At 64.1% G+C, this 10,156-nt stretch carries 10 protein-coding genes and 1 pseudogene; 7 read left to right on the forward strand and 4 right to left on the reverse strand.

Translation table 11 applies throughout. From position 1 onward, the window contains the following. Window positions 1-109: 109 nt before the first annotated feature. The 3 genes and pseudogenes from ACKODO_RS11100 to istB all read left to right on the forward strand — a co-directional run. Window positions 110-961: an IS3 family transposase gene (locus ACKODO_RS11100; RefSeq protein WP_408983503.1), complete on the forward strand. Its 852-nt coding sequence runs from the start codon at window positions 110-112 to the stop codon at window positions 959-961. After that, the gene (gene istA / locus ACKODO_RS11105) at window positions 846-2,129 is read left to right on the forward strand and encodes an IS21 family transposase (RefSeq protein WP_408983496.1); all 1,284 of its coding nucleotides are present in this window, start codon (window positions 846-848) and stop codon (window positions 2,127-2,129) included. Before ACKODO_RS11100 ends, istA begins: the two co-directional genes overlap by 116 nt. Then, window positions 2,126-2,980 (forward strand): annotated as a pseudogene (gene istB, locus ACKODO_RS11110) (IS21-like element helper ATPase IstB); the annotation flags it as partial. The gene istA and the pseudogene istB, both read left to right, overlap by 4 nt. A 38-nt stretch (window positions 2,981-3,018) precedes the next feature. Here the strand turns inward: istB and ACKODO_RS11115 are convergent. Genes ACKODO_RS11115 through ACKODO_RS11125 form a run of 3 tightly spaced genes read right to left on the reverse strand, consistent with a single transcriptional unit; the run spans window position 3,019 to window position 4,831 of the window. Continuing rightward, window positions 3,019-4,221, reverse strand: a complete 1,203-nt coding sequence (locus ACKODO_RS11115; protein ID WP_408983504.1) for an IS256 family transposase — start codon at window positions 4,219-4,221, stop codon at window positions 3,019-3,021. Window positions 4,222-4,262: 41 nt separating this feature from the next. Then, window positions 4,263-4,424: a transposase gene (locus ACKODO_RS11120; protein WP_408983497.1), complete on the reverse strand. Its 162-nt coding sequence runs from the start codon at window positions 4,422-4,424 to the stop codon at window positions 4,263-4,265. Further along, window positions 4,421-4,831, reverse strand: coding sequence for an IS5 family transposase (locus tag ACKODO_RS11125; RefSeq protein WP_408983498.1), 411 nt, complete (start codon window positions 4,829-4,831; stop codon window positions 4,421-4,423). Before ACKODO_RS11125 ends, ACKODO_RS11120 begins: the two co-directional genes overlap by 4 nt. A gap of 159 nt (window positions 4,832-4,990) precedes the next feature. Here ACKODO_RS11125 and kynB point away from each other — a divergent pair, with 159 nt between their 5' ends. Genes kynB through ACKODO_RS11145 form a run of 4 tightly spaced genes read left to right on the forward strand, consistent with a single transcriptional unit; the run spans window position 4,991 to window position 8,432 of the window. Beyond that, a complete protein-coding gene (gene kynB, locus ACKODO_RS11130; RefSeq protein WP_408983499.1) occupies window positions 4,991-5,611 on the forward strand; it encodes an arylformamidase in 621 nt (206 codons plus the stop codon). A 16-nt stretch (window positions 5,612-5,627) separates the two neighbouring features. After that, window positions 5,628-6,860, forward strand: coding sequence for a kynureninase (gene kynU, locus ACKODO_RS11135; RefSeq protein ID WP_408983505.1), 1,233 nt, complete (start codon window positions 5,628-5,630; stop codon window positions 6,858-6,860). A gap of 10 nt (window positions 6,861-6,870) precedes the next feature. Next, window positions 6,871-7,707 (forward strand): tryptophan 2,3-dioxygenase, encoded by an 837-nt coding sequence (gene kynA, locus ACKODO_RS11140; RefSeq protein WP_408983500.1) that lies wholly within the window; start codon window positions 6,871-6,873, stop codon window positions 7,705-7,707. Then, window positions 7,704-8,432 (forward strand): GntR family transcriptional regulator, encoded by a 729-nt coding sequence (locus ACKODO_RS11145; protein WP_408983501.1) that lies wholly within the window; start codon window positions 7,704-7,706, stop codon window positions 8,430-8,432. The genes kynA and ACKODO_RS11145 overlap by 4 nt, the downstream gene beginning before the upstream one ends. A 121-nt stretch (window positions 8,433-8,553) precedes the next feature. On the opposite strand, the gene ACKODO_RS11150 is transcribed toward ACKODO_RS11145, so the two are convergent. After that, entirely contained in the window at window positions 8,554-10,020 is a 1,467-nt protein-coding gene (locus ACKODO_RS11150; RefSeq protein WP_408983502.1) for an aldo/keto reductase, read from the reverse strand. Between the last annotated feature and the right edge of the window lie 136 nt (window positions 10,021-10,156).

The following is a 10,156-nucleotide window of genomic DNA, read 5'->3' on the forward strand; positions in this document are numbered from 1 at the left end:
GTAAGCGCAGCGATGGTCCGACGACCGCCGAGCGCGAGGAGTTGATGCGGCTGCGCCGCGAGAACCACCGCCTGCGTCAGGAGCGCGACATCCTGTCACAGGCGGCGGCCTGGTTTGCGCGCGAGAGCAAGGCGAGCCCGAACGGGTTTTCCGGTTCATGAGCGCTCACCAGGCCGTGTTCCCGATCAAGTCCATGGCCCGCGTCTTCAAGGTCTCCGCGTCAGGCTACTACGCCGGGCGCGGCAGGCCGGCTTCGGCACGGGCAAGCGCCGATCTCGATCTGACCCGCAGGATCCGCACGATCCATGCGAGTTCGCGCGGGACCTATGGCGCGCCGCGCGTCCATGCCGAGTTCAAGGCGGAAGGCATGGCCATCGGCAAGAAGCGCGTCACCCGCCTGATGAAGGCTGCCGGGATTGTCGGCGCAAGCCGGAGCCGAAGCATGAAGACGACGCGGCGCGATCCTGATCATCACCCTGCCAATGACCTGGTTCGCCGGAACTTCTTTGTCGCGAAGCCGAACGAACTCTGGGTCGCGGACATCACCTTCGTTCCCACGCTCGCAGGCTTCCTGTTCCTGGCGGTTGTGCTCGATGCATGGTCGCGCCGGATCGTCGGCTGGGCTTTCTCGGCGGACCTGAAGACTCGCGTGGTGCTCGACGCCCTCGACATGGCGCTTGCCGCCCGCATGTCACTGGCCACCGAATACTCCCTGAATGTGGCCTTTGAATTTTCCCTTTCTGAGCACGTTGTCTGGCCTGTGGAGGGCGCGCCCTCCGCAGGCCAGATTCTTCTCGATGCCGCCGATCATGCCGTCGTTGGAGACGGGGCACGGAGCGGCGCGAGTGATACAGCTTGGAGAACTCGTGATGATTTTGGGATTGCACCGGGAAGGCCTGTCCATCAGCGCCATCGCCCGCAGAACTGGCCGGGATCCGAAAACGATCCGCAAGTACATTGAGCGGGGGCTTGAGCCCCCTGTTTATGGGCCCCGGCAGGTGGGCCGGCCGGGCAAGCTACGACCGTTTGTCGACTTTATCCGGGAACGATTGTCGTCCTTCCCGGACCTGACAGCGACCCGGCTCCTTCGCGAAATCCGCGAGCGCGGCTATGGTGGGGCTTACTCGCCTGTGAAGCGGCTTGTCGCTGCGCTTCGGCCCGATAACGGGCCGAAGCCGTTTGAGATCCGCTTCGAGACGCCCCCCGGCTTGCAGGCGCAGGTCGATTTTGCCCGGTTCGTGGTTGCCTTCGAGGATGAGCCGGGTTCAACGCGGATCATCTGGCTGTTCAGTCTCGTGCTGGGCCATTCGCGCTTCATCTTCGCCCGCTTTGTCCTGCATCAGGACCTTCAGACGCTGCTCCGCTGCCATATGGCCGCGTTCGGGGCGATTGGCGGCGTCCCTGTCGAGATCCTTTATGACCGGATGAAGACGGCGGTCACGGGTGAGGATAGCGAGGGGCACATCATCTACAACCGGTCGCTTCTGGCGCTGGCCCAGCATTACGGCTTCCTGCCGAAGGCTTGCAAACCGTATCGGGCGAAAACCAAGGGCAAGGTGGAGCGTCCCTTCCGCTACATCCGCGAAGACTTCTTCCTTGGACGCAGCTTCCGGAACATGGAGGATCTGAACCGGCAGCTTGCTGACTGGCTCGGCACGGTGGCGAATGTGCGCTTGCACGGGACCACCAACCGCATCGTCTCGGAAGCCTTTGCCGCCGAGCGACCGGAGCTTCAAGCTCTCCCGGCTGGGCCCTTCGACGCGCTGATCAAGTTGGAGCGGCGGGTGAGCCATGACGGCGTCGTCGCGATTGGAGGGAACTATTACAGCGTCCCGGACCGGACGCGCCGGATCGTCGAAGTGCATCAACTGGCCCATGAGATCCGCATCCTCGATAGCGGTCGCCTCGTCGCTTGCCATCCGGTTGTGGAAGGCCGCAAGCAATACCGGATCAATCCTGCCCATCGTCAGGGGAATGCGTCACGCGCGAGATCGCATGGCTATCCGCGACAGAGCGAGGATGGGCTGACCTTCCTCCGGCCCGGCGATCAGGTACCAAGCCGCCCGCTTGCCCTTTACCAGGCAATCGGCGACAGGCTCGCCGCGCAAGGCGCTGGAGCCGGATCATGAGCACCGCCATCCGTAATCCACAACCCACCACACTCGACAGCATCAAGAAGAGCCTGGTTGCCTTGCGCATGCCGCGAGCGCTGGAAGTGCTTGATCAGGCTGTGCGCCGGATCGAGCAGGGTGAGATCGACGCTATCGGCGCCCTCGACCAGATCCTGATGGAAGAGCTCTCGGTCCGGGAGAACCGGCGCATCAGGATGGCGCTGCTTGTTGCGAGGCTAACCGCAATCAAGACGCTTGCCGGCTTCGACTTTACCTTCCAGCCTTCGCTCGACAGGAACCGCATCCTGGCACTCGCCGAGCTTACCTTCATCGACCGGGGCGAGGTCGTGCATCTGCTCGGTCCACCTGGCACCGGCAAAAGCCATCTCGCCACGGCGCTCGCGGTCGAGGCCGTGAAGGCCGGGAAGAGTGTCGCCTTCTCGACCCTTGCCGATCTCGTCACTTCGCTGGCCAAGGCTGAAAAAGAGGGGACCTTGCGCGAGCGTATCCGCTACCTCGCAAGGCCGCAGCTCCTTGTGGTCGACGAGATCGGATACCTGCCTGTCGTCCCTGGCGGCGGCAACCTGTTCTTCCAACTCGTCAACGCCCGCTACGAAAAGGGCGCCATGATCCTCACCTCAAACCGCGGCTTCGCGGAATGGGGCGATATCTTCGGAGACCCTGTTGTCGCCACTGCGCTGCTCGACAGGCTGTTGCACCATGCCGTCGTGATCCAGATCGAGGGCGCAAGCTATCGCCTCCGGCAACACGCCGATCTGATCCCGGAGCATGTGCGTTCGAAGGCTTCCATCACCCCACCGCCGGCCTTCAAGCGGCGTGGCCGTCCCCCGGGAAAGGTGCTGAACGAGGGACTATCTGAAATTTTGTGCTCGGGGCGGGTTGAACCTCATGCGATTTTGAACCGCTCCTCGAACAGGATCGCGAATTGGGACTTTGCTTCGGTCCATTCGCGAGCCGACATTTTCCACTCCTTGGTGACATCGCGCAAGACGAGAAAAATCAGCTTCATTGCGGCCTCGTCAGTCGGGAAATGGCCCCGGATTTTCACGGCGCGGCGGAGCGACGAATTCAGCGCCTCGATGGCGTTGGTGGTGTAGATGATCTTCCGAACGGCCTCGGGAAACGCAAAAAACGGGATGACCCGATCCCAATTCCGGCGCCAGGCCCCGGTGATGGCGGGATATTTTTTGCCCCAATCGCCGGCTTCGAAGGCGTCGAGGGCCGCCAAACCAGCGTCGGCGTCCTTTGCCCGATAGATCTCACGAAGGGCCGGCACGAGCGGCTTCCGATCCTTCCATGAGACGAACTCAAGGCTATGCCGGATCAAATGTACGATGCAGGTCTGGACCAGTGCCTGCGGAAACACCGCATTGATGGCTTCCGGGAAGCCCTTGAGCCCATCGACGACCGTGATCAGGATATCCTCGACACCGCGGTTCTTGAGCTCATTCATCACCCGGAGCCAGAACTTGGCGCCTTCTGTCGTCTCGATCCAGATGCCGAGAATGTCTTTGGTGCCGTCGGCTTGCACGCCCAGGGCAAGGTAGACTGCCTTGTTGCGCACGAGGCCTTCGTCGCGGATCTTGACCCGCATGGCATCAAAGAAAACAAGCGGATAGCTCGTCTCCAGCGGCCGGTTCTGCCATTCGGCAACGGTCTCCATCACCGCATCGGTCACCGTCGAAATGAGGTCCGGCGAGACGTCGAGGCCATAAAGCTCCATCAGATGGCCCTGGATCTCGCGTACCGTCATCCCCCGCGCATACATCGAGATGATCTTCGTGTCGAAGCCAGGAAACCGGCGCTGGTATCGTGCGATCAGCTTCGGATCGAAACTGCCCTCGCGGTCCCGCGGAATCCGTAGATCCAGCTTCGACGTCTCCGTCAGAACCGTCTTCTTCGAAAAGCCATTGCGACGGTTCGGCTTGCCAGCGGCAGCCTCGCCCTCGAGATGATCATCCAGCTCGGCGTTCAGCGCCCGCTCGGCCAGCGCCTTCTTCAGGTCATCCAGCAAGCCATCCTTGGCGAAAACGTCTTTCGGATCACGCCCTGCCAGAAGCTGATCCAGTATGTCCTTCTTGATTGCCATATGCGCCTCCATCGGCGTCAGTATGGCCCCAAGCACAAGATTCACGACAGTCCCCCCTTATCAGCCAGCAAGGCCTCGATCTTGTCGGCGATCATGCGCATCAACGGCGCGAAGCCCTTGATGTCGTGCGCTTCTCCGCCCGTCACGACGAAGCCGAGCGGGCGTCCTCTGGCATCGCACCGGGCGTGGAGCTTGGTGGTCAAGCCGCCGCGCGATCGGCCAAGCGCCTCGGTTTGTTGAGTCCCCTTTTTATGCCGACTGCGCAGTGATGTGCCCGGACGATGGTGCTGTCGATCATGTCGGCGGTGGGGTCTCGCTCGACCATCTCCGCCAGGCTTTCCAGCATGGCGTCGAAGGCCCCGACCTCCAGCCAGCGGCGGTAGCGCCGGAAGATGCTGTTCCATTTGCCATACTCGTCAGGAAGATGCCGCCACTGCGCACCTGTCCGCGCCAGCCACATCATGCCCTCGAAGTAGCGGCGGTTATCCTCCGCAGGCCGACAGCCACGCCCGCGCTCCGCAGGCAGCAAAGGCCCGATCACCGCCCATTCCTCGTCCGTCAGACCGATCCGCTCACCCAAGGCATCCTCCAAAAAGAAGCCTTGAATCAATCTCAGAGTCTCACGTCAACCTTTGTCCACGAAGCCTAACATTCCAGCCGGACCACTCAGTGGGGGCCGATCACTCGCCGGTCTTGCGCCGCGCGATGGAGTCCGCTTGCTTTTTAAAAATCGATATTCTTAAATAAAATCGATTTTTAGGAGTCGCCCGTGGCCCTCATCGATATCTCGCCTGCCTTCCAGGCCGGCATGCCGGGCTGGCCCGGCGACACGCCGTTCCAGGCGGAGCGGAGCTGGGCCATTGGTCCGGGCTGCCCGGTGAATGTCTCGCGGATCACGCTCTCGAGCCATGTCGGGGCCCATGCTGATGCGCCGCTGCATTTCGAGGCCGACGGGCGGGCGATCGATGCGATGCCACTCGAACGGTATATCGGCCCCTGCCATTTGGTCGACGCCCGTGGCGGAGACGGGCCGATCCAACCGGAACGGGTGCTCCCTGCCCTGCCCGCGCAGGTCGAGCGCGTGCTGATCCGCCAGTACGAGCATTATCCGGAAACATGGGATGCCGGGCTGCGCGGTCTCTCTCCCGCCCTGGTCGAGGCGCTCGCCGATCGTGGCTGCCGGCTCATCGGCGTCGATGCGGCTTCGGTCGATCCGACCGACTCCAAGACGCTGGACGCCCATCACGCCATCGAGCGGCGGGGGATCGCGATCATCGAGGGGCTGGTGCTCGATCATGTCGCGCCTGGTCCATATGAGCTGATCGCACCGCCGCTGCGCATTGCCGGATGCGATGCGGCGCCACTGCGCGCCGTCCTCAGAACCCTGTGAAGCCAAGGACAGAAGCATGGCCCTTTCTCGCGCCGATTGCGAAGCGATGGACCGGGACGACCCGCTCGCCCCCAAGCGCGCGGCCTTCCTGCTGCCTGAAGGACAGATCTACCTCGACGGCAATTCGCTGGGCGTGCTCCCGCGCGGTGTTGAAGAGCGCGTGGTCGATCTGATCCGCAACCAGTGGGGCAAGGATCTGATCGTCTCCTGGAACAAGCATGGCTGGATCGACCTACCGCAGAAGGTCGGCAACCGGATCGCGCGCCTCGTGGGTGCGGAGCCGGGCAGCGTGATCTCGGCGGATTCGACGTCGATAAATCTGTTCAAGCTGGTGGCGGCCGCGCTCGCGCTCAATCCCGGCCGCGGCACCATCCTCTCGGACACCGGCAATTTCCCGACCGACCTCTACATGGCGAGCGGTGTCGCCGGGATGATGGCCAAGGGCGTGCGCGTGACAACAGTCGCACCCGAGGATGTGGCGAGCGCGATCGACGCGGATACCGCGCTGGTGATGCTCACCCATGTCGATTACCGCACCGGGCGCATGCACGATATGCGGGCGATCACCGCGCTGGCCCATCAGCATGGCGCGCTGATGCTCTGGGATCTAGCGCATTCCGCAGGTGCGATGCCGCTCGATCTGGCCGGCTGCGATACGGATTTTGCGGTCGGCTGTTCGTACAAGTACCTGAATGGCGGGCCGGGCGCGCCCGCCTTCCTCTATGTCGCGCCGCGTCACCAGGACAGCGCGATCTCGCCGCTGTCGGGCTGGCTCGGCCATGCCGCGCCCTTCGCCTTCGATCTGGACTATCGCCCCGCCGAGGGAATCGGCCGTTTCATCTGCGGCACACCGAACCTGCTGTCGCTGGTGGCGCTGGATGCTGCACTCGACGCGTTTGACGGCGTGGATCTCGATGCCCTGCGGCGGAAGAGCGAGCAGCTCGGCGACCTCTTTATCAGGCTCGTCGATCAGGAGTGCTCCGGCTTTGGCCTCGCCTCCGCGCGCCAGGCAGCGGCACGCGGCTCCCAGGTCAGCCTGCGGCATCCGGAAGGTTACGCGATCATGCAGGCGTTGATCGCGCGCGGGGTGGTCGGCGATTTCCGCAGCCCGGATGTGCTGCGCTTCGGCTTCACGCCGCTCTATCTCGGCTTTGCCGATGTGTTCGACGCGGTTGCGCATCTCAAGGCGGTGATGGCGGCCGGCGAGTGGCAGCGCGCCGAATTCCGCACCCGCGCCAAGGTGACATGAGGGGCATGCCATGACCGACAACCGCAATCTGCCGGAAGGCGCCTATTCGGATTTTGGTAGGGGCGGCCTGAGCTACGGTCAGTATCTCGCGCTCGACGACATGCTGCAGCTCCAGCGCCCCGTCAGCGCCGAGCATGACGAGATGCTCTTCATCGTCATCCATCAGGCGACCGAGCTGTGGATGCGGCTGATGCTGCACGAGATTCACGCGGCCATCAGCGAGATCCGGGCGAACCGGCTCGGACCCAGCTTCAAGATGCTGGCGCGCGTCTCCCGCATCCAGTCGATCCTGATCGAGAGCTGGTCCATCCTCTCGACCATGACTCCCGCCGACTACCTGAAGTTCCGCGACAAGCTCGGGCCGGCCTCCGGCTTCCAGTCGCAGCAATATCGCGAGCTGGAATTCCTGCTCGGCAACAAGCGCGAGGCCTTTCTGGCGCCGTTCCGCCACCAGCCCGGCGTGCATCGCCATCTCGAAGACGTGCTCGCCACGCCAAGCCTCTATGACGAGGCGATCCGCGCCCTGTCGCGTCGGGGCTTTTCGATCGATCCGGCGGTGCTTGCGCGCGATGTTCGCAAGTCCCACGAACCGGACCCGAGCGTTGAGGCGGCATGGCTGGAGATCTACCGGAACACCGGGACGCATTGGGAACTCTACGAGCTTGCCGAGAAGCTGGTCGATCTCGAGGATGCCTTCCAGCAATGGCGGTTCCGCCATCTCGGCACGGTCACTCGGATTATCGGCGCCAAGCGCGGCACGGGCGGCACAGCCGGGCTCTCCTACCTCAAGCGCGCCCTGGATTATTGCTTCTTTCCCGAGCTGTGGAGCGTCAGGACCATCCTGTGAGTACGCCTGCTGATCATGCCCGAAGCCGGACCGGCGAGGCCTATCGCGTACTGCGCGCGGCCATCGTTGCGGGCTCGCTCGCGCCGGGCTCGCGTCTCAGCCCCAACGAATTGTCGCAACGCTTCCAGCTGGGCCCGACACCGATCCGCGAGGCTCTGGCGCGTCTCGCAGCCGAGAACCTGGCCGTCGCGATCGAGCAGCGCGGCTACAGAGCGGCACCGCTTTCCGTGGGCGAGCTCACCGAATTACTTGATCTGCGCCTTGGCTTCGAGCGCGAGGCGCTGATCCGCTCGATGCGCGCGGGGAATGACGAATGGGAGGCCGGCATTGTCGCGGCTTACCATTTCCTCGCGCGCTGCGAACCGCCCCGTCCGGGCCAGGATGCCGAGGCCATCGCCCTCTGGGGCCAGCGGCACGATGCCTTTCATCTTGCTCTGATCGACGGGGTGAAAGCGCCGTGGCTCCGGCGGTTCCATCGTCAGGCGATCGAGCAGATTGAACGCTACCGGCTGGCCATCCTACGGGCCGGACAGGCAGGGCCGCCGGACGCGCGCCTCGCGCGCATCCTCTCGCATCAGGACCATGCTGAATTGCGTGACGCAGTGCTCGCCCGGGATGAGCCGGCCGCCCTGCAACGCCTCGACCGGCATGTCGGCGAGACGGCGGCAATTTTCGCCGCCCAGTTCGCGGCGGTACAGGCAAGAGCAAAGCTCGGAACCGGCTAGACTGCGTCCAGGCAACCGTTCTGCTGGGATTGGCGATCCGGATGTGCATGGCAGCATCGCCTAGTTGAGCGTCCGACGACCGGAGCGGCGCATCCTGCCCCGGCGTCGACGGCCAGTCCGGTTATCCGCCTGCATGCGAGCGGACGATCGCTTCTGCCTCGATCTCCACCCGATGGTCGCCGATCAGACCGGCAACACGAACGAGCGTATTGGCCGGTTTGATGTCACCAAGCACGCGGCCATGCGCCCTGGAAATGGCCAGCACATCGGCCTCGTCGGTGATATAGATGCGCGTGCGGACGATATCCTCGGCCCTGCCGCCGAGCGAGGTCACCGCCGCAACAATACGGTCAAGGATATAGGTGGTCTGAGCTCCGGCGTCCGCAGTCGCCACCTCCCGCGACATTCCTGCGATTGCCGTCGTGCCGGAGACAAGAATGCGATCGCCGATCCGCTGGGCGCGGCAGTAGCCGGCGATATCTTCCCAGGATGAGCCCGTCAGCACGCGCTCCGCACCATTGATCGCGGGATGCCGGACGAAGGCCCTCTCGACATGGTCCAGATGGTGGGACAGGTCGCCAGAAGCTGTCAGGAAGGGCGGGCGCCTGTATTCGTCACCGCAATCACCGGGGATGGGTTGCGTGCCGGCGAAGGCCGCCTCGAGCGCAGCAAGGTCCTCCTTGTCGAGAGAGAAGGAGAACAGGCGCCGATTGTCATCGACATGGATTGCCTCGCCAAGGCGCGCACCGACGATGACCCCGGCCACGCGCTGCTGCTGCATCACCCAGCGCGTCGCGACATTCGAACCCGAGACCCCATGCTTGAGCGCGATGCCGGCCGCTGCGCGCAGCACGGCCTGGAATGCTTCCCAGCCGCCGGCCGCCTTGATGAAGCGATGATACTTCATCTTGGACCAGTCGGCGATCTCCCGGGGTTCTGGCTGGCCGATCCAGCGCTCGGACAGGAACCCACCGTTCAGGGTTCCATAGCCCAGCAGCCACGCATCATACCGTGCGCAGACCTCCGCAAGATCGCCGGCGGCGCGCCGGTCCATCAGCGAGAAGCTGACCTGATTGGTCCGCAGCGGCACGCCATCGGCCAGTGCAAGATTGAAATGCGCCGCGTCGAAATTGGTGACGCCCAGTTCGCCGATCAGCCCCTCCGCGCGCAGGCGCGCCAGCTCGTGGAGCGCATCCAGCCAGGCCGGGTGCTCGAAGGTCCACCAGTGGAACTGGAGGAGATCGACGCGGTCGACACCCAGGCGGGAAAGACGCTCCTGCACGCCTTCACGCACAACCCTGGCCGTCATCGGCCCGGGAGGCGGGCACCATTTCGTCAGCATGCGCGGGCGCGGCTGGCCTCCCCGCGCGAGCAGCCGCCCGGCAATCAGTTCCGCGCTGCCGTAATGGTCGGCCATGTCGAACGTATCGAACCCTGCCGCAGCATAGGCCGAGAGCCAGTCCGCACCGACCTCCGGATCGATCAGTCGCCCTTCTTTCTCGATATCGGCCACCTGCCAGAGCCCGGTCAGGACGCGCGAGACATCCAGTTCGCCGCCCAGGCGGATACGCTCAATGTTTGGGGTCATGGACTCACTTCGTCAGATTGAGAAAACGGAACGAACGGGTGATGTCAGCCTCCAGCGCAGCATGCGCCGCCGCCCGATCTCCCCGCCTCAAGGCGTCGATGATCTCGTGATGATGGGCGTGCTCGACGATCTGGCC

Source organism: Rhabdaerophilum sp. (assembly GCF_046092605.1).
Taxonomy (GTDB): domain Bacteria; phylum Pseudomonadota; class Alphaproteobacteria; order Rhizobiales; family Beijerinckiaceae; genus Rhabdaerophilum.

What these genes read in the sequence shown, in the direction of transcription:
- kynA (WP_408983500.1), top strand. Translation starts at nt 6,871, where the DNA reads ATGACCGACAACCGCAATCTGCCGGAAGGCGCCTATTCGGATTTTGGT.
- kynU (WP_408983505.1), top strand. Translation starts at nt 5,628, where the DNA reads ATGGCCCTTTCTCGCGCCGATTGCGAAGCGATGGACCGGGACGACCCG.
- ACKODO_RS11150 (WP_408983502.1), bottom strand. Translation starts at nt 10,020, where the DNA reads ATGACCCCAAACATTGAGCGTATCCGCCTGGGCGGCGAACTGGATGTC.
- ACKODO_RS11115 (WP_408983504.1), bottom strand. Translation starts at nt 4,221, where the DNA reads ATGGCAATCAAGAAGGACATACTGGATCAGCTTCTGGCAGGGCGTGAT.